The following is an 18,645-nucleotide window of genomic DNA, read 5'->3' as shown; positions in this document are numbered from 1 at the left end:
GGACGGAAGGCTACGGCGAAGTCGCCGAGCCCAACCGTTTCACACTTTTCCTGGAATTGCTCTAGACGCTCTCCAGATAGGTCTCGATCTCGAAGTCGCTGACATTGAGCGCGAAGGTGTTCAATTCCTGGCGCTTGCAGGCGACGAAGGACTGGCGCAGCGTGGCCGGGAAGATCTCGGCGACGAGCGGCCCGCTTTCGAAGCTGGCGATGGCCGAGGCCCAGTCCGGCGGCAGCTTCGCCAGCGTGAGTCCTTGTCCCTCGCCGCCGGTCGGTTCGCCGGGCGACAGTTCCTTTTCGATCCCGACGAGCGCCGCGCCAAGGATAGCGGCCAGCACCAGGTAGGGATTGGCGTCGGCGCCGGACACGCGGTGCTCGATGCGGCGCGCCGCGGCGGGGCCGCCGGGAATGCGGATCGCCACCATGCGGTTCTCGTAGCCCCACGCCACCGCGGTCGGCGCGTAGGAGCGCGGGCGCAGCCGGCGGTAGGAATTGAAATGCGGCGCGAACACCAGCGTGCTCTCGGCCATCGCCGCGAGCAGGCCGCCCACCGCGTGGCGCATGGTGTCGGAGCCCTGGTCGCTGCCGTCGTCGAAAATGTTGCGGCCGTCGCGATCGATGACGCTGAAATGGACGTGGAACCCGTTGCCGGCGCGCTCGCCATAAGGCTTGGCCATGAAGCAAGCGGCAAAGCCGTGCTTGCGGGCGATGCCCTTGACGGTGCGCTTGAAGAGCACGGCGTCGTCGGCGGCGCGCAAGGCATCCGGCACATGGTTGAGGTTGATCTCGAACTGGCCGACGCCGTTCTCGGCGATCGCGGTGTCGACGGGGATGCCCTGCATGCGGCAGGCCTCGTAGACGTCATGGATGAAGGCCTCGAAATCGTCGATCTCGTCGATCGAGAGCGCGGCATCGGAATCGAGGCGCCGGCCGGTGATCGGCGAGACAGGCCCTACGGGCCGCTGCGATGTCGGGTCGACGAGGTAGAATTCGAGCTCGGTCGCGGTGACCGGCGTCAGGCCGAGCGCGGCGTAGCGGTCGAGGATGCGGGCGAGCGCGCGGCGCGGGTCGCCGAGATAGGGCGCGCCGTTTTCATCGGCGAGCCACAGCGGCAGAAGCGCCGTCGGATGCGCCGTCCAGTTGACGGGCAGGATGCCGCGCCCGGTCCACTGGCAAAGCCCATCGGCGTCGCCGGTCGAGAAGACCTGCGCGTTGCCTTCGATATCCTCGCCCCAGATGTCGAGCCCGATCAGCGAGTAGGGCATGCGCAGCTTGCCTTCGAGCGCCTTGCGCGCCTGCTCGACGGGAATGCGCTTGCCGCGCATGATCCCGTTGAGATCGCATACCGCGGCCCTCAGGCTCTGGATGTCCTCCCTGCTTTCAAGCCAGTTCAAAACGTCCGCAATTGCATCGCTCAATTTCCAGCCCCTTGGTTCTTTCTGTAGCCATCGCGGCTACGACATCCATTTTTCAGCTTGTGAGTTCATGAAGGTCGCCATGGATGCTTCCAGGCAATTTTCCTTCATTTTTTCAATTTTCTAGCTGGGATATCGGGGGGCATTTCAGGTCCATATTGTGCGATCTGCGATCGCAACATAGCTTGATGACGCAGGAAAGCCAAGCCGGGATTTGGCGGGCCTTCGGCGCGTGCTCGAATGGGCCCTGCAGGCTGCCTAGTGGCGCAGCTCCGGGAACTTCACCTGGCTGAGGATGTGTGTCGCCCCCTCGTCGATGTCGCGCACGATGGCCGCGCGGGCCCGTTCGCCGTCGCCGGCCTCGATCGCCGCGACGACTTCCTCGTGATAGTCGATGCCGAGAATGCCGGCGAGACCATCCTCGAAGCCGATCGCCAGGTTCCTGAGAAACGGGCCGACCTGCATCCACACCGTCTCGATCAGGAAGATCATCTGCTCGTTGCCGCAGTGGCGGTAGATCGAGAATTTGAAGTCGTGGTTCTTGCGCAAATAGTCGTCGATGTCACCGCTGCGGGCGGCTTGGGTGAGCTCGGTGCAATGGCGGCGGATGGCGCGCAGGTTATTGCCGTTGATACGGTTGGTGGCGAGCCCGGTGGCCGTACCTTCCAGGATCGTGCGCACGGCGGTCAGTTGCTGGAAGCGCTCGGCGGAGATCAGCGGCACCTCGACGCTGCCGTTCGGCATCGGGCTCAGCGCCCGCAGCGCCTGCAGCCGGGTGAAGGCGCTGCGCACCGGCATGTCGCTGGTGCCGAGCTCCTTGGCGAGCTTGCGCGAGGTCAGCTTCTGGCCGGGCTGCAGCTGGCCCGACATCAGTGCGCGCACGAGCTCCAGATAGACTTTCTCATGCAACGGAACGGTATCGACAGCGGTCAGCCCGAATTGCGATTTGTCGGCCATTGGCGATGCGTTGCTTCACTCGTCCTGAAAACTGCCCGGTCGCTCTGTCGGCTGGCCGGATGCGTTACGGGCTTTCGAACCACGATAGACGGTTAAAGCGCGCCGCCGCAAGTGCGGGCGGCGGCGGCCATCCGTCCCGTTGCCGTCGATGCCCTCATCTCACGCCAATGCCGGCCAGCAGGCCGCCATCGATCCTGTAGTCGGCGCCGGTGCAGAAGCTTGCCTTGGACGAGCACAGGAAGGCGATGAGCTCGGCCACTTCCTCCGGCTCGCCGATGCGGCCGAGCGGGTGCGCCTCGCCGAAGCGCTTGAAGGCCGCCTCGATGTCGGCATTCGGGTCGTCGCCGCGCGCGGCCCTTTCGAGGATCGGCGTGCGGACCGACCCCGGGCTGACCGAATTCACGCGGATGCCCTGGCGGGCATAGTCGAGCGCCAGCGAGCGCGTCAGCGTGTGGATGGCGCCCTTGGTGGTGGCATAGGCGGCGACGTTCTGCTGGCAGGCAGTGCCTTGCACCGATGCGACGTTGACGATGGCGCCGCCGCCGCGCTTGATCATCTCGGGGATGCCGTAGTGGGCGGTGAGGTAGATGGAACCGACATTGACGGACATCGCCCGGTTCCAGGTCTCGAAATCGGTGCTGGTGGTGGTGCCGTAGGGATGGACGGCCGCGGAGTTGACGATGACGTCCAGCCCGCCGAAGCGGCCGACACCGTCGGCGATCGCCTGGGCGACCTGGTCCGGCACGGACACATCGACAGTCGCCACCAGCACTGGGGCGCCGTTCCGGTCGAATTCGGCCTGCATCGCTGCATTGGCGTGCTCGTCGATGCCGAGCGCGACGATCGCCGCTCCGCCCGCCGCCAGGCGCCTGGCGCTTGCCAGGCCGATGCCGGTCGTTCCGGTCACCAGGGCGACCTTGCCGTCGAAATCCTTCATTGCCGACACTCCGTGATTGTCCGCCGTGAATTGCCGGCGCGCGACGCCGTTGCCGATCCTCATAATGCGCTGGATGACGGGCGACAAGAACGCGCGTCCCGTCGACTTTGGCTGCCCGATTTGACTCGCCGTCAAGGCCGACAATAAGGTCCGCCGGAATCAGGAAAGAGGCACCCATGGAACAATGCTGGCGCTGGTACGGGCCGGACGATCCGGTCACGCTCGACCATATCAAGCAGGCCGGAGCGACCGGCATCGTGACGGCCTTGCACAACATCTATGACGGCAGCGCCTGGCCGCTGGACGCCATCCTCGAGCGCAAGCGCATCGTCGAGGCGGCCGGGCTCACCTGGTCGGTGGTGGAGAGCATTCCCGTCCACAACTCGATCAAGATCGGGTCGGCGGAGCGGCAGCGCTATGCCGGCTGGTACAAGGACACAATCAGGGCGCTGGCCAAGGCCGGCATCGCCACCATCTGCTACAATTTCATGCCGGTGGTCGACTGGACGCGCACCGATCTCATGTACCGGCTGCCGACCACCGGCTACGCGTTGCGTTTCGATGCGATCGACTTCGCCGCCTATGACGTCTTCGTGCTGAAGCGCAAGAATGTCGAGGCGAGCTACAACCAGGCACGCCTCAAGGAAGCTGAAGCGCGGCTGAAATCGCTCAGCGACGCGCAGATCGAAAAGGTCGAGCGCAACCTGATCGCCGGCCTGCCGGCCACCGAGCGCAAGTACAATCGCGAGACGATGCGCGAGGCGCTCGCCGATTACGACGCGATCGGCCCGGCGGAACTGCGCGCCAACCTGGCCTGGTTCCTGAAGGAGATCATCCCGGTCGCCGAGGAGGTCGGGGCGCGCATGTGCATCCACCCGGACGATCCGCCCTTCTCGCTGTTCGGGCTGCCGCGGGTCGTCTCCACCGCCGCCGACGCGCGCTTCATCCTGGAGACGGTCGACAGCCCGGCCAACGGCCTGACCTTCTGCACCGGCTCCTACGGCGTGCGCGCCGACAACGATCTTGTCGCAATGATCGGGGAATTCGCGCCGAGGATCCATTTCGCGCATCTGCGCAACGTGACGCGCGAAGCGGACGGCTCCTTCTACGAGGCCGAGCATCTGGAGGGCTCGACCGACATGGCGGCGGTCATCCTGGCGCTGATGAAGGAGGAGGCGCGCCGGCGCAAGGAAGGCCGGTCCGACTGGCGCATCCCGATGCGTCCGGACCATGGCCATCTGCTTGCCGACGACATCGGCAAGACCAGGATCAACCCCGGCTATTCGCTGATCGGGCGGCTCAAGGGCCTTGCCGAATTGCGCGGCATCATGCGGGCGGTGGAGCGGTTCGAACTGGCCTGAGGCCAGGCTTGGTTCGCTCAGCCGATCTGCGCGTCAATGATCTCGACGAAGCGCGCGAAGAGGCCGGCCTGCGATTTGATCTTGAGCTTGCGGTAGATGTTGCGGCGGTGGACCTTGACGGTTCCCGGCACGATCCTCAGCGCCCGCGCGATCGATTCCGTCGAGTGGCCCTGAAGCACGAGGTCGACCACCTGCTTTTCGCGTGAAGTGAGCGACAGGCTCTTCCAGATATGCGCGCGGTCGAATTCGCTGGGAACAGCCGCCGCCTCGCCGCGCGGCGTCGTCGCCGGCTCGTCGGCCGGCAGGCCAGGCCAGCGCAGCCTGACGAGGCTGATCACCGCCGGCGCCATGTCGCGCAGCAGCCTGGCGTCGGCGGTCCCGAACGGGCCCGAGGCGCGGAGCCGCATCAGCGAGAGCACCAGCGCGTCCTTGCCCGGCAGTGGAACGAAGAAGCCGACCTCCTCGGCGAGCTTGGTCTGGCTGTAGTAGGAGCGGTAATATTCGCTGGCATAGAAGCGGTCCGGCGCCAGCTCGCGCATGCGCCAGAAGCCTTCCTTGCGCTCGACCGCCGCGTGATGGAACGGGTCGAGCAGATAGGGGCCCTCCTGATAGAGCGCGACGAAGACGTGGCTCTCGGCCGGCGAGAAGGTCTCGAACAGCAGCGGCGGGCGGGCAGCCCCGCGATAGCCGAAGACGACACAGTGATCGAAGCCGACATGGCCGCGCAGCCAGCCGACCATGGCGCGGCCGAAATGATCGCCGCCGGCCTCGCGCGTCGCGGCGATGACGGCGCCGAGCCCATTGTAGTCATCGCTGCGGGAAACGGCCATTCATACCCCTCTAAACGATAAAATAGATCAAATATACCACCTGCGAGGTATATACTAGCCGGCATTGGCTCTGGTAGCGTTTCGAAATCAACTCGCCCTGGAGCCCGCCTTTGACTGCAGTGCCCGATATCGAGTTTCGCGCGGTCACCAAGCGCTATGGCGCGGTTACGGCGGTCGGCGGCATCGACCTTGCCGTCCCGCCATCGGCCTTTGTCGCCTTGCTCGGGCCGTCCGGATGCGGCAAGACGACGTGCCTGCGCATGATCGGCGGCTTCGAGCAGCCGAGCGAAGGCCAGGTGCTGATCCGCGGCCGCGACATGGCCGGCACGCCGCCCTACCGGCGCCCGGTCAACATGGTGTTCCAGCAATACGCGCTGTTTCCGCATCTCGATGTCGAGAACAACATCGCCTACGGACTGCGCCAGGCGAGGCCCAGGCTGTCGTCGCGCGAGATCAGCCAGAGGGCGGGCGAGGCGCTCGCCATGGTGCGGCTCGCCGGCTATGGCCGCCGCAAGATCCACGAGCTTTCCGGCGGCCAGCAGCAGCGCGTGGCGCTGGCACGCGCATTGGTCAACAAGCCGGCGGTGCTGTTGCTCGACGAGCCGCTGGCCGCGCTCGACAAGAAGCTGCGCACCGACATGCAGATCGAGCTGCAGAACCTGCAGCGCGAGATCGGCATCACTTTCGTTCTGGTCACGCACGACCAGGAGGAAGCGCTGTCGATGAGCGACCTCGTCTGCGTCATGAATGGCGGGCGCATCGTCCAGCTCGGACAGCCGAACGAGATCTACGACGAGCCGGCCGACCTGTTCGTCGCCGATTTCGTCGGCAAGACCAATCTGTTGAGCGGCACGGTGGCGGCCCTGTCGGGCGATCTCGTCGATGTCGCACTCGCCGATGGCACGGTGATTTCCGCGCGCAAACGGGCGCCGCTCAGCCGAGGCGAGGCGGTGTCGGTGTCGCTGCGGCCCGAGACGCTCAGCCTCGGCGCGGCCGGAAGCGGCAGCCTGAAGGGCATCGTGCGTAACCGCATCTTCCTGGGCTCGACCGCCGAATATGCGATCGAGGTCGAGGGCATCGGATCACTGCTCGCCAAGGCCGATCACCAGATCGGCCGCGACAACCTCTTCAAGCCGGGCGAACCCGTCGCCATCGGCTTTGCCGCCGGGGCGCCGCTGGCGTTTCCGCAACCCAAGAACAACGGGACCAACCAGAGGGAAAACCACCATGTCGAAATCCTATCGTGACGGACTGCCAATAAGCCCCGAGAAATTCGTCGACCAGCTGATGCGCCTGAAGCGCGGCTCGATCGGCCGGCGCGAATTCCTCGGCCTCACCGGCCTTGGCGTCGCCACCGCGGTGATGGCGCGCGAGCTCGGCATCATGCCGACGCCGGCCTACGCCGCCGAAAACCTCGGCGACCGCATGTCGATCGCCACCTGGCCGAACTATCACGACCCGGCGACGTTCGAGAGCTTCAAGGCCGAGACCGGCGTTGCCGTCGAGGTCAACGTCTTCGGCTCGAACGAGGAGATGCTGGCCAAGCTGCAGGCCGGCGGCTCGGGCTGGAGCCTGTTCGTGCCGACCAACTACACGATCTCGACCTACAAGAAGCTCGACATCATCGAAGCGCTCGACATGGCCAAGCTCGGCAATTTCGACGGTTCGCAGGAGGATGCCCGCTTCACCGCGGAAGGCACGATCGACGGCACGACCTACGCCGTGCCGAAGAACTGGGGCACGACGGGATTCTCGGTCAACACCAAGAAGCTGACCAAGCCGATGTCGAGCTGGAAGGAGTTCTGGGACACCGCAATGGCGGAAGGCGACGGCCGCACCATGGTGCATGACTATCAGCTCACCACGATCGGCAATGCGCTGAAATATTACGGCTATTCGTTCAACTCGCTGAAGCAGGACGAGCTCGCCAAGGCCGAGGAACTGCTGCTCAAGGTCAAGCCGCATCTGTTCGCGGTGTCGAGTGACTATCAGCCGTCGATGCGCGCCGGCGATGCCTGGATGACGATGTGCTGGACCAATGACGGGGCGCAGCTCAACCGCGATATTCCCGAAATCGCCTATGTTCTGGGCAAGGAAGGCGGCGAGATCTGGACCGACTTCTACGCCATCCCGAAGGACGCGCCGAACAAGCCTGCCGGATATGCGCTGCTCAACTACCTGATGAACCCGAAGGTGGCGGTGAAGGAGCATCTGGCCAACGGCGCGCCCTCGACCGACGCGCGGGTCAACGCGCTGCTGCCGAAGGAGGTGCTGGACAATCCGATCCTCTATCCGGCGGCGGACCTGTTGAAGCCGCTGGAGTTCGGCGCCGCCGCGACGCTCACCGATCCGGGGCGCGCCGAGCTGATGGCGCGCTTCAAGTCGGCTTGAGCGGAACCGGCCACAAACCCGATCCAGGCAACGCGACCGGCGGGCAATTGCCCGCCGGCACCGAAGCGGCTTTTTCGATGCGCGGCACCCTTCTTCGCAAAAACCTCATGACCGCGCTGCTGCTGGCGCCGGCGACGCTGTGGCTGGTGGTATTCCTGGTCCTGCCGTTCGTCGCCATCGCTATCTTCAGCGTCGGCGAGCGGGCGCCCGAGGGAGGCTACCAGGCAGCTTTCACGCTTGCGCAATACGCCAACCTGCCGGCGCGGGCGACCGCGTTCTGGAACACGATGGTACTGGCGCCGGTCGGCGCCTTCGCCTGCCTGCTCGTCGCCTATCCGGTGGCCTACTATCTGGCGCTGCGCGCGCCGGAGCGCTGGCGGCTGATCCTGCTGGCGCTCGTCGTCATCCCGTTCTGGACCAGCCTTTTGATGCGCACCTATGCCTGGATGTATGTGCTGGGCGGACGCGGCATTCCGGCCCTGCTCGCCTATGTCGGCATCGAGGACGTCCGGCTGATCAACACGCCGGGCGCGGTGCTGCTCGGCATCGTCTACGGCTATCTGCCGCTGATGATCCTGCCGATCTATGTCAGCCTGGAGCGGCTCGACCGGCGGCTGCTGGAAGCCTCCGCCGATCTCGGCGCGACGCCGCTGTCGACCTTCCTCGGTGTCACGCTCCGGCTGTCGCTGCCCGGCGTGATGACCGGCTTCTCGCTGGTGATGATCCTCCTGCTCGGCGAATATCTGATCCCGACTCTGCTCGGCGGCGGCAAGGTGTTCTTTATCGGCAACGCGCTGGTCGACCTGTTCCTGCAGTCGCGCAACTGGCCGTTCGGTTCGGCCATCGCCATCACGCTGGTGCTGGTCTCGGTGGTGGTGCTGATTGCCGCCAACCGCATCTCGGCCCGGCTGTCGGGCGCGCGCCGGGTGGACCTGATCTGATGCGCGCCTTCGTCGTTGCCGTCTTTGCCTTCCTCTACCTGCCGATCGCGCTGGTGGTGCTGTTCTCCTTCAACGCCGGCCACCATGCCAGCGAGTTCACCGGCTTCTCGACGCAATGGTACGGCAAGGCGCTGTCCAACCCGTTCCTGGTCGAGGCGCTGAAGAACAGCCTGTTCATCGCCACCACCAGCGCGCTTTTGGCGGCGGTCGCGGGCACCGCCGCCGCGCTCGGCCTGCAGCGCGTTGGGGCGCGGACGCGGGCTGTCTTCGACGGGCTTTTGGGCGCCGCGATCGTCGTTCCCGGCGTCGTCATCGGGATCTCGACGCTGGTCGCGCTCGTGCAGCTGTTCGGCGTCGTCAATCCGTTCCTCGCCGAGTTGTGGCCGGGCGACGAGCCGCCGCGCCTGGCGCTCGGTTACGGCTCGATCATCGCCGCGCATGGCCTGTTCTCGATGGCGCTGGTGGCGATGATCGTCGGCACGCGCCTTGGCAGTCTCGACCGCAACCTGGTCGAGGCGTCGAGCGATCTCTACGCCACGCCGCTGACGACGTTCCGCTCGATCGTGCTGCCGCAGATCATGCCTGCGGTGATCGCCGGCTTCCTGCTCGCCTTCACCTTCTCGTTCGACGACTTCATCATCGCCTTCTTCGTCGCCGGCGCGCAGACGACGCTGCCGATCTACGTCTTCGCCTCGATACGCCGCGGCGTGACGCCGGAAATCAACGCCGTCGCGACCATCGTGCTCGTCGCATCGGTCCTGCTCGTGGTGCTTGCCCAGTGGCAGCTGCGCCGAAGAAAACAGTGAAAGACCGATCATGATCCTGAAAGACCGCATCGCCGTCGTGACCGGAGCCGGGTCCGGCATCGGGCGCGCCGGCGCCACGATCATGGGCAGGGAAGGGGCGACAGTGGTGATCGCCGACCGCGATCGGGCCGCCGGCGAGGCCGTCGCCTCCGACATCCGCCAAGCCGGCGGCCGCGCCGAAGCGGTCGCGACCGATGTCGGCGACGATGCCGCGGTCGAGGCGCTGATCTCCGGCACGCTCGGCAGGCATGGCCGGATCGACATCCTGCACAGCCATGCCGGCATCCAGGTCGGCGGCTCGCTCGTCGAAGTCGGCGTCGACGGCATGGATGCCTCGTGGCGCATCAACGTGCGGGCGCAGTTCCTCGCGGCCAAGACGGTCATGCCGACGATGATCGCGCAGGGCGGCGGCGTCATCCTCAACACCGCCTCGAATTCGGGGGTCTTCTACGACCGCGAGATGATCGCCTATGCGACGTCTAAGCATGCGGTGGTGGCGATGACCAGGCAGATGTCGCTCGACTATGCCAGGCACAATGTCCGCATCAACGCGCTTTGCCCTGGCTGGGTCGACACGCCGTTCAACGAGCCGTTCATCGCCCAGATGGGCGGGCGCGAAGCGATCGAAAACTATGTCCGGACCAAGATCCCGATGGGGCGCTGGGCAAGCGCCGACGAGATCGCCGAAGCGATCCTGTTCCTCGTCTCCGACCGCTCGTCCTTCATGACCGGGCAGGCGCTGGTGGTCGACGGCGGCGAAAGCATCGGCTGAGCCAGGGCGTCCCCCCGGCTCGCCTTACACGTGCTTGCGGCCGCCGGTGTCGCGAAACCAGCTGTCCGGGTAAGGGTACCACCAGCCCTGGATCTCGGGTTTGTGGTCGATGATCACCATCTTCGAGCGGCGGAAGGCGTCGAGCCCCTGGCGGCCGAGCTCGCGGCCGAGGCCGGAAGCCTTCCAGCCGCCGAAAGGCAGCGCGTCGTTGTCGATCAGCGGGTTGTTGACCCAGACCATGCCGGCCTCGAGCCGTTCGGCCGACTCGTGCGCTTCGGCGAGATCGGTGGTGAACACCGAGGCGCCGAGACCGAAGGGGCTGTCATTGGCAAGCCTGATCGCCTCGTCGAAATCCTTCACGCGGCAGATCGCGGCGACCGGCCCGAAACATTCCTCGCGCACGATCGCCATGTCCGGGGTGACGCCGGTCAGGATCGTCGGCTCGTAGAACCAGCCGGTGTTGTGCGCCGGCGGGATGCGCCCGCCCGTCACCGCCCTGGCGCCGTTGCGAACCGCGTCGTCGACCAGGCGCATGACCTTGGCGCGTGCGTCTTCGCTGACCAGCGGGCCGATCTCGGTCCTGTCCAGGCCGTTACCGATCCTCAGCGCGCGGGTCTTTGTGGCGAACAGATCGACGAAGCGGTCGTGCACGGCATCGACGACGAAGAAGCGCTCGGCCGAGGTGCAGACCTGGCCGGTCAGGTGGAAGGCGGCGGTGACGGAGCCGGCCGCTGCGACGTCGAGCGGAGCGTGCTGCGAGATGATCAGCGGATCGCTGCCGCCGGCCTCGATGACGCAAGGCTTCATGCGCTCGGCGCACGCCACTGCGACGGCCTTGCCGGCGGCGACCGAGCCGGTGAAGGCGACCGCATGGGTGCGGTCGGAGGCGATCAGCGCCTGCGCCGTGGCGGCTCCGCCGGGCAGGCAGGAGACGAGGCCTTCGGGCAGCGAGCGGAACACCGTCATGTAGTCGAGCGTCGACAGCGTCGTCGCCTCCGCCGGCTTGATCACGCAGGCATTGCCGGCGGCGAGCGAGGCCGCCACCGTCCAGCACATCAGCAGGATCGGGAAGTTGTAGGGCATGATGTGGACCGAGACGCCGTACGGCTCGTAGCGCGCATACTGGAAGGAACCCGCCTGTGTCGTGCCGGCGACCTTGCCGGCCTCGTCTCGCGCCATCTCGGCATAATAACGAAAGATCGGCGCGCAATTGGCGATCTCGCCGATCGCTTCCGGATAGGGCTTGCCCATCTCGCGCACCATCAGCTCGGCGCAGCGGGTAAAGTCCCCCGCCTCGATGGCATTGGCCACCGCGTGCAAATGTTTGGCGCGGCTCTTGGCATCGAGTCTTTTCCACGCCGCCTGCGCCCTCGTCGCGGCGGTCAGTGCGACATCGATCTCGCCGTCGCTGGCCGAAGCGATGGCACCGACCGTCTCCAGCGTTGCCGGATCGATCACCGGTTTTTGCGCACCGGTGGGCGGCCGGTAGTCCGGATTGACGAAGTATACCGGACGGTCGGGCGAGAACTGCATCGTATCCTCCTGGCGGAGCCTTTTTGAGAATTCGCCCTGCCGAGGCAGATGGCGCGGCTTTCGAGCACCGGGGCGCAGCGGACATTCAGGTCCGTGAGCACCGGAAGCGCAGAAAGTCGCGTCAGGTGTCCGGCAGGGTAGAATTGTCAAGAAGGCTCAGCGGATCATGTAGACCTTCTTGATTGTTTCATGGACGGTGCAGACGCCCTTCCAGTCCTGCGGAAAGAACGCCGCCGTGTCAGGCTCGATCTCGATCACCTCGCCGGATTCATGCACATAGGTGCAGCGCCCCTCAAGGAAGTGGCAGAACTCGTCGCGGGTGACGTGGCAGTGCCATTTGCCCGGCGTGCAGACCCACAGGCCGCATTCCGAGCGGCCTTCCGGCCCCTTGTAGAGCAGCTTGCCGGAGGTGTGGGACTGGCCCTCGATCATCGTCGGGATGACGCCCCAGTCGACGAGGTCGACAATTGTGAGCGGCGATTGCATGGTCGGCGTGGTCATCGATCTTATCCTGGATTTCTTTGGCTGCTTACCGGCACATGAAGGCCTTGGTCAGCGTTTCGGTGATTTCGGAAGTGCCGGTCCAGCCGGCTGGGAAGAAGACCAGTGTCCCGGCCTCGACCGGGATCGCCTCGCCATTCTCGTGGATGTAGCTGCCGCGCCCGGACAGGAAATGACAGAACTCGTCGACGGCGAAGGTGATGTGGCGCGTGCCGGGCGTGCAGGACCACAGCCCGCATTCGCTCGATCCGTCCGCATGCTGAAACAGGACCTTGCCCGACGCACGTGGTGAGCCGGCGATCGGGTTGGCGCCGGCGCCCCAGTCGTCCAGTTCCACGGTCGAGGCTTTCGGCCAGTGCGGTGTCGGCATATCAAGTTCCTCGCTCAGGCCAGCATGTAGACGTTGCGCATGGTCTCATGCACGGTGCATTCGCCGCTCCAGCCGGCCGGGAACAGCACCACCGTCCCGGCTGTCACCTCTATCACCTCGCTGTCGTCGGATTTGTAGGTGGCGCGACCTGAAACGAAGTGGCAGAGCTCGTCGCGCGGGATCTTGAGCCGCCAGCGTCCCGGCGTGCAGACCCAGATGCCGGATTCCGGCTGGTTGTTCGGACCCTTGTGCACCAGCCTGCCGGTCGAGTGCGAAGCGCCTTCCAGCGCGTCAGGCTGCGCGCCCCAGTCGACGAGATCGGCGCGGGTCGAGGCCTGATAAAGGTGCGGGGCGGAGGAGGTCACAGCAACTGCTCCAGCAGCCCGGCAGCCTTCTCGGGGCCGTTCTGCGACTGCATCTGCGCCGATGCCTTGGCGAGCTTGGCCTTGATCGCCGGATCGGTGAGGCAGGCCTCGATCTTCGCGATCAGCTCGGCATCGCTCCAGTCGTAGCGCGGCATGCCGAAACCGCAGCCGATCTCGCCGACGCGGGTGGCATTGTCGTGACCGTCCCAGACATAGGGCATGATGATCGCCGGCTTGCCGAAATAGAGGCACTCGGTGAAGGAGTTGTTGCCGCCATGGTGGATCACCGCGTCGACCTGCGGGATCACCGAAGGTTGCGGGAACCAGCCGTCGACGATGACGTTGCCGGGCACATCGGTGTATTGGTCCTTGTAGCCGCCGACATTGACCAGCGCCCGGTAGCGCGTCTTGCCGAGCGCAGCGATGATGCGCTTCAGAAGGTCGACGTCGCCGGCTCCCAGGCTGCCGAACGAGACGTAGAGCAGTGGTCCGTCATTGTTCCTGGCGAAGGTCGGTATTGCGTAGGGCTTTTCTTGCCGCACGCAGCCCTCGAGATACTGGAATTTCGCCGGGTCGAGCGGGTGCCGGCGTTTGAACTTCGCCGCTTGCGGATAGAGCAGCAGGTTGAGATAGGGCGAGGCCTCAAAGAACTGGCCGATCGGGTAGGGCGCCTCGCCATTGGCGGCGAGGAAGGCGTTGAAGTCGTCATGGATCGGCTTGATCACCGCGTTGAAATGGTCGCGGTAGCGCTTGTGGCCGGCATGGTCGTCCTCGGCGCAGCCGGAGAGATGCGGCGGGATGTCTTCGTCCTCGATCTCGTTCTCCGAGCAGGAGATGACCCGCACCCACGGCTTGCCGTACTGCTTGATCGCCGGAAACAGGATGACGTTGTCGACCGAGATGACGTCGGGCTTGATCTTGTCGAGCACGCCGGGCAGATCCTTCTGCGCCCATTTGGCGCTGTCGACGATCGCCGTCCAGCAATCCTTCACGTAGTTGTCGACCTGGTCGTAGGGCGACTTGCGGAAATTCGGGATGTGGCCGTTGATGAAGTCCTCCCAGAACTTGGCCATCTGCTCCGGCGGCATCGGCTCGGAGAGGTTCACCGGATGCGCCTCGAAGCCGTAGCCCTTGTAGACGTCGACGAAGCCGGGGTCGGACAGGAACACCGCCCTGTGGCCGCGCGCCTCGACCGCCTGGGCGATGCCGACGGAATTGAGCGCCGGTCCAAAGGCCGCTTCCGGGAAAAACGCGATGGTCTTCTGCGCCATGGTTTCAATCTCCATCAATCTGCGAAAATTCTGACATAGGCGGCGTCCCAGCCGAGCTCGATCCGGTCGCCGGCGGCAACCGGCCGGCGGTCGGCGGCATCGGCGGTGACGCGCACCAGGAACGGCTTTTCCGACAGCGCGGTGCGGACATGCACCTGCAGGTCGAGGCCCTGATAGGCGAGCGCCTCGACCGTGCCGGCAACGCGGTTGGCGGTGTCGGGCGACGGAAACAGCCGGATGCGTTCGGGCCGCACAGCCGCGACAGCCGAGGCGCCCGACGAAAGTGTCGCCGGAACCTTGCCGGTGATCTTCGTGCCATTCGTCGCCTGGACGCCGTTGCCGTCAACACGACCGGGAACAAAATTCATCACGCCGATGAAGTCGGCGACGAAGCGGTCGGAAGGATGCTCGTAGATCGCGTGCGGCGTGTCGCATTGCAGCAGCCTGCCGTCCTTCAGCACCGCCATGCGGTCGGCCATGACCAGCGATTCCTCCTGGTCGTGGGTGACGATGACAAAGGTGATGCCGACCTCGTGCTGCAGGCGCTTCAATTCGAGCTGCATGGCGCCGCGCAGTTTCTTGTCGAGCGCGCCGAGCGGCTCGTCGAGCAACAGCAGGCGCGGCCGCTTGACCAGAGCGCGGGCGAGCGCGACGCGCTGCTTCTGGCCGCCCGACAATTGCTCCGGCTTGCGGTCGGCGAAGGGCACCAGCTCGGTCGTCGCCAGGATGGCGTCGACGCGGCTGCGGATCTCGGCCGCCGGCAGGCGCTCCATTTCGAGGCCGTAGGAGACGTTGGCCCTGACGCTCATATGCGGAAACAGCGCATAGGACTGGAACATCAGGTTGACCGGTCGCTTGTTGGGCGGCGTGCGGGCGATGTCGCGGCCGTCGAGCAGAATCTGGCCGTCGCTCGGCGTCTCGAAGCCGGCCAGCATGCGCAGCAGCGTTGTCTTGCCGCAGCCGGAGGGACCGAGCAGGGCGAAGAACTCATTCTCGCGGATGTCGAGCGAAATGCCGTCGACGGCCCTCACGCGGCCGAAATTCTTCGACACGCGATCGATCCGAAGCAGCGTGCGCGGTTCGCTCATTGGCCGATGACCCCACGATTGAGCCGCTGCGAAAGGGTGAGCGCGGTGATCGAGACCGCCATGACGATGGTCGCCAGTGCGTTGATCTCCGGCGTGATGCCGAAGCGGATCATCGAATAGATCTGCATTGGCAGCGTGGTCGAGGCGCGCCCGGCCCCGGCGGTGAAGAAGGCGATGATGAACTCGTCGACCGAGAGCGTGAAGGCGAGCAGCGCGCCGGCGACCACCGCCGGCAGGATCACCGGCAAGGTCACCCGTCGGAAGGTGGTGAGCGCGGACGCTCCGAGATCGGCGGAGGCCTCGACGATCGACCAGTCGAAGCTCTTCAGCCGCGCGCGCACCACCGAGCAGACGAAGGCGAGGTTGAAGACGACATGGGCGAGAATGATGGTGTGCAGGCCCATGGTGACATCAAGCATGGCGAAGAACGACAGCAGCGCGATGGCGAGCACGATGTCGGGGATGATCATCGGCGCGAAGATCAGTGCCTCGAGACCCTTGCCGTACTGCCGGCGCATCTCGATGCCGATCGCCAGCAGCGTGCCGAGCAGCGTGGCGATGGCGGTCGAAACCAGCGCCACGATCAGGGTGTTCAGCGCTGCCTGCAGGATCGCCGCATTGCCGGCGAGCGAGGTGTACCATTTCAGCGAGAACCCGGACCATGCCGTCGGCAGTCCGCCCGCATTGAACGAGAGTGCCACCAGCACGGCGATCGGGATGTAGAGGAAGGCGAAGACCAGGACGAGGATCGTCCGCAGGCCGAGAAGGCGGGCAGGCGATGACGTCATGGCTGCCCTCCGACGGTCAGGAGGCGAGTGGCCGGACAGCCTTGCTCCCCCCGTTTGCGAGGAGAAGATGCCGGCAGGCAGATGAGGGGCAGCGCTGAGCGTCGCAAAGGCTGGCGCCGCCCCTCATCCGCCCCTTCGGGGCACCTTCTCCCCGTGAACGGGGAGAAGGAAGCAAGAGAGCGCTCAGCCATCGGCGCCTCCCTCGGCTTCCCTGGTTCGGCCGGCGGCGCGGTCCGCAAGCAGGGCCTGCGCCATCAGCACCGCGAGCATGATGGCGATCAGCGCCATCGCAAGGGCGGCGCCGAACGGCCAGTCATTGGCGGTCAGGAACTGGTCGTAGACCAGGTTGCCGATCATCTGGAAGCGGCCGCCGCCGAGCAGAGCGGGGGTGACGAAATTGCCGATCGACAGCACGAAGACGAAGACCGCGCCGGCGGCGATGCCCGGCACCGTCAGGGGCAGGATGACGCGGCGAAAGGTGGTCAGCGCCGAAGCGCCGAGGTCGCGCGAGGCCTCCGCCAGCTCCGGGTTAAGGCGCGACAGCGGCGCGTAGCAGGCGAGGATGACGAAGGGCAGGTAGTTGTAGACCAGGCCGGCGATGACGGCGCCCTCGGTGTAGAGCATCGACGGCGGCTCGCCGGCATAGCCGATCCAGCGCAGCAGCTGGGTGACGAGGCCTTCGCGGTTGAGCAGCACGATCCAGGCATAGGTGCGGATCAGATAGTTCGACCAGAACGGCAGCACGGCGAAGAACAGGAAGACCGGCTGCAGTCGGCGGGGCGCTGCTGATATCGCATAGGCAGCGGCGTAGCCGATGATGACCGCGATCAGCGTCGCGGTGCCGGCGATGCGCGCCGAGTTGAGGAAGATGCCGGCGTAGAGCGGGTCGAGGACCTGGCTGAAATTCTCCAGCGTGAAGGTGTATTCGATGCCGCCATAAATGCCGCGCCGGAAGAAGGCGAGCGCAAGCACCAGCGCGCATGGCACGACCATGAGCGCGGTCAGCCAGGCCAAAGCCGGCGCCATCAGCAGGTTGGAGCGAAGTCTGGTCTGGGACAATTTTCGATACCGCTCAGCGGCCGACGGCGACAGCCCGCCATCGGCCATTGTCTCCGGGCTGCAAGCGCCTACTGCGCGGCCTTGATCTCGCTGACGATCTTGGAATAGTCGCGCTGGGCGTCGCCGACGTCGCGCAACTGCTCGAACTTGACGAGGTCGGCCACCGGCATCGCCATGTTGGGGAATTTAGCCAGGAAGTCGGCCGGCAGGCTCTCCATCGCCGGCTTGTTCGGCACCTTGTAGTCGATGTTCTGGGCCGCCCAGGCATGGTTCTTGGCGTCGAGCATGAAGTTGATGAACTTGAAGGCGGCGTCCTTGTGCTCGGAAGCCTTCATCACCACCATCGTGTCGACCCAGAGGTCCGAGCCTTCCTTCGGGATGACGTATTTGATCTCGGGCTTTTCGGCGATGCCGTAATTGCACCAGCCGTCCCAGGCCTGCACCATCAGTGCCTCGCCGGACACCAGCTTCGAATAGAAGGTGGTGTCGTCATAGGCGAGCAGGGTCTTCTTGGCCGAGATCAGCAGGTCCTTGACCTCGGCCATCTTGGCCGGATCGGTCTCGTTGACGGAGAAACCCTTGTCAAGCTGGCCGGCGGCCAGCAGCCAGCGGTCGGTCGCCAGCATGGTGGTCTTGCCCTTGAGGTCGTCGGAAGGCGCCAGCAGGTCGCTCCAGCTGGTCGGCGCGGCCTTGACCAGGTCCGAGCGGTAGCAGAGGCCTGTGGTGCCCCAGGTGTAGGGCACCGAGAAGGCGTTGCCGACATCGTGCGGCAGCTTGGTCGCCTCCGGATAGAGATTGGCGAGGTTGGGGACCTGGGCATGGTCGATCGGCTCGGTCAGGCCGAGCTTGTTCAGCACCTCGGCGAAGGGCGAGGAGACGAAGACCACGTCATAGCCCTTGCCGCCGGAGGCAACGAGCTTGCCCATGATCTCCTCATTGGTGGCGTGGACCACGACCTCGCCGGCAACACCGGTCGCGGTCTTGAAGGCGGCCATGGCGTCGGGCGCCATGTAGCCGTCCCAGTTGGAGATGACGAGGTCGGCGGCGGCCGCCGGCGCCGAAAGCGCCAGAGCGAAGCCGAGCGCGATTGAAGACGTTCTGAACGAACGGTGCCGCAGGGCGGTGGTCATGACAGTCTCCCATTCCGGTTGGTCAAATTCGTTGGCGGACCGGCATTCGCGGTTCCCGCCGCGGGCTCGATCCCGTTCCCCGGTCTTTTGTTGCCGATTGCAGTGACAGTACTATTGCAGAAAAAAGTACG

General features: G+C 65.6%; 19 protein-coding genes. 6 read left to right on the top strand and 13 right to left on the bottom strand.

Features of this window, described 5'->3' with window-relative positions:
• Positions 1–61: 61 nt before the first annotated feature.
• The 3 genes from PU724_RS04335 to PU724_RS04325 form a co-directional block, all read right to left on the bottom strand.
• On the bottom strand, positions 62–1,417 hold the full coding sequence (locus tag PU724_RS04335) for a glutamine synthetase family protein (protein WP_127286170.1): 1,356 nt from the start codon (positions 1,415–1,417) through the stop codon (positions 62–64).
• 255 nt (positions 1,418–1,672) lie between these two features.
• Positions 1,673–2,371, bottom strand: coding sequence for a GntR family transcriptional regulator (locus PU724_RS04330; protein ID WP_354419859.1), 699 nt, complete (start codon positions 2,369–2,371; stop codon positions 1,673–1,675).
• 154 nt (positions 2,372–2,525) lie between these two features.
• Positions 2,526–3,308 carry an SDR family NAD(P)-dependent oxidoreductase gene (locus tag PU724_RS04325; RefSeq protein ID WP_354420157.1) on the bottom strand — a complete coding sequence of 261 codons (783 nt, stop codon included), beginning with the start codon at positions 3,306–3,308 and terminating at the stop codon, positions 2,526–2,528.
• A gap of 176 nt (positions 3,309–3,484) precedes the next feature.
• Between PU724_RS04325 and uxuA the strand changes: the two genes are divergently transcribed.
• The gene (gene uxuA / locus PU724_RS04320; protein WP_354419857.1) at positions 3,485–4,669 is read left to right on the top strand and encodes a mannonate dehydratase; all 1,185 of its coding nucleotides are present in this window, start codon (positions 3,485–3,487) and stop codon (positions 4,667–4,669) included.
• Between the two features lie 17 nt (positions 4,670–4,686).
• Here uxuA and PU724_RS04315 read toward each other — a convergent pair whose 3' ends face one another.
• On the bottom strand, positions 4,687–5,499 hold the full coding sequence (locus tag PU724_RS04315; protein ID WP_354419855.1) for a helix-turn-helix transcriptional regulator: 813 nt from the start codon (positions 5,497–5,499) through the stop codon (positions 4,687–4,689).
• Positions 5,500–5,609: 110 nt separating this feature from the next.
• Between PU724_RS04315 and PU724_RS04310 the strand changes: the two genes are divergently transcribed.
• The 5 genes from PU724_RS04310 to PU724_RS04290 all read left to right on the top strand — a co-directional run bounded on the left by PU724_RS04310 (position 5,610) and on the right by PU724_RS04290 (position 10,409).
• Positions 5,610–6,746 (top strand): ABC transporter ATP-binding protein, encoded by a 1,137-nt coding sequence (locus PU724_RS04310; RefSeq protein ID WP_354419853.1) that lies wholly within the window; start codon positions 5,610–5,612, stop codon positions 6,744–6,746.
• Positions 6,727–7,890: an ABC transporter substrate-binding protein gene (locus PU724_RS04305; protein WP_354419851.1), complete on the top strand. Its 1,164-nt coding sequence runs from the start codon at positions 6,727–6,729 to the stop codon at positions 7,888–7,890. Before PU724_RS04310 ends, PU724_RS04305 begins: the two co-directional genes overlap by 20 nt.
• Before the next feature lie 77 nt (positions 7,891–7,967).
• Positions 7,968–8,831 carry an ABC transporter permease gene (locus PU724_RS04300; RefSeq protein ID WP_127310467.1) on the top strand — a complete coding sequence of 288 codons (864 nt, stop codon included), beginning with the start codon at positions 7,968–7,970 and terminating at the stop codon, positions 8,829–8,831.
• Entirely contained in the window at positions 8,831–9,637 is an 807-nt protein-coding gene (locus PU724_RS04295) for an ABC transporter permease (RefSeq protein WP_354419849.1), read from the top strand. The genes PU724_RS04300 and PU724_RS04295 overlap by 1 nt, the downstream gene beginning before the upstream one ends.
• A 10-nt stretch (positions 9,638–9,647) precedes the next feature.
• On the top strand, positions 9,648–10,409 hold the full coding sequence (locus tag PU724_RS04290; RefSeq protein WP_354419847.1) for an SDR family NAD(P)-dependent oxidoreductase: 762 nt from the start codon (positions 9,648–9,650) through the stop codon (positions 10,407–10,409).
• A 24-nt stretch (positions 10,410–10,433) separates the two neighbouring features.
• Here PU724_RS04290 and PU724_RS04285 read toward each other — a convergent pair whose 3' ends face one another.
• The 9 genes from PU724_RS04285 to PU724_RS04245 all read right to left on the bottom strand — a co-directional run bounded on the left by PU724_RS04285 (position 10,434) and on the right by PU724_RS04245 (position 18,514).
• Positions 10,434–11,942 carry an aldehyde dehydrogenase family protein gene (locus tag PU724_RS04285; RefSeq protein ID WP_354419845.1) on the bottom strand — a complete coding sequence of 503 codons (1,509 nt, stop codon included), beginning with the start codon at positions 11,940–11,942 and terminating at the stop codon, positions 10,434–10,436.
• A 156-nt stretch (positions 11,943–12,098) separates the two neighbouring features.
• Complete coding sequence (locus PU724_RS04280; RefSeq protein ID WP_127285932.1) at positions 12,099–12,443, bottom strand: cupin domain-containing protein; 345 nt, start codon at positions 12,441–12,443, stop codon at positions 12,099–12,101.
• Between the two features lie 28 nt (positions 12,444–12,471).
• The gene (locus PU724_RS04275) at positions 12,472–12,813 is read right to left on the bottom strand and encodes a cupin domain-containing protein (RefSeq protein WP_127285931.1); all 342 of its coding nucleotides are present in this window, start codon (positions 12,811–12,813) and stop codon (positions 12,472–12,474) included.
• Positions 12,814–12,827: 14 nt separating this feature from the next.
• Positions 12,828–13,178 carry a cupin domain-containing protein gene (locus PU724_RS04270; protein ID WP_127312210.1) on the bottom strand — a complete coding sequence of 117 codons (351 nt, stop codon included), beginning with the start codon at positions 13,176–13,178 and terminating at the stop codon, positions 12,828–12,830.
• Positions 13,175–14,449: a glycosyltransferase gene (locus tag PU724_RS04265; protein ID WP_354419843.1), complete on the bottom strand. Its 1,275-nt coding sequence runs from the start codon at positions 14,447–14,449 to the stop codon at positions 13,175–13,177. The genes PU724_RS04270 and PU724_RS04265 overlap by 4 nt, the downstream gene beginning before the upstream one ends.
• Positions 14,450–14,463: 14 nt before the next feature.
• Positions 14,464–15,537 (bottom strand): ABC transporter ATP-binding protein, encoded by a 1,074-nt coding sequence (locus tag PU724_RS04260; protein ID WP_354419841.1) that lies wholly within the window; start codon positions 15,535–15,537, stop codon positions 14,464–14,466.
• On the bottom strand, positions 15,534–16,325 hold the full coding sequence (locus PU724_RS04255) for an ABC transporter permease (RefSeq protein WP_354419839.1): 792 nt from the start codon (positions 16,323–16,325) through the stop codon (positions 15,534–15,536). Before PU724_RS04255 ends, PU724_RS04260 begins: the two co-directional genes overlap by 4 nt.
• Before the next feature lie 183 nt (positions 16,326–16,508).
• Positions 16,509–17,351 (bottom strand): ABC transporter permease, encoded by an 843-nt coding sequence (locus tag PU724_RS04250; RefSeq protein ID WP_354420156.1) that lies wholly within the window; start codon positions 17,349–17,351, stop codon positions 16,509–16,511.
• 101 nt (positions 17,352–17,452) lie between these two features.
• Positions 17,453–18,514 carry a polyamine ABC transporter substrate-binding protein gene (locus PU724_RS04245; protein ID WP_320256100.1) on the bottom strand — a complete coding sequence of 354 codons (1,062 nt, stop codon included), beginning with the start codon at positions 18,512–18,514 and terminating at the stop codon, positions 17,453–17,455.
• Positions 18,515–18,645: the final 131 nt, after the last annotated feature.

It is taken from the genome of Mesorhizobium abyssinicae (assembly GCF_049887195.1).
Taxonomy (GTDB): Bacteria; Pseudomonadota; Alphaproteobacteria; order Rhizobiales; family Rhizobiaceae; genus Mesorhizobium; species Mesorhizobium abyssinicae.
The sequence above is the reverse complement of the archived record's forward strand: the minus strand, read 5'-3'. Positions and strand labels throughout refer to the sequence as shown.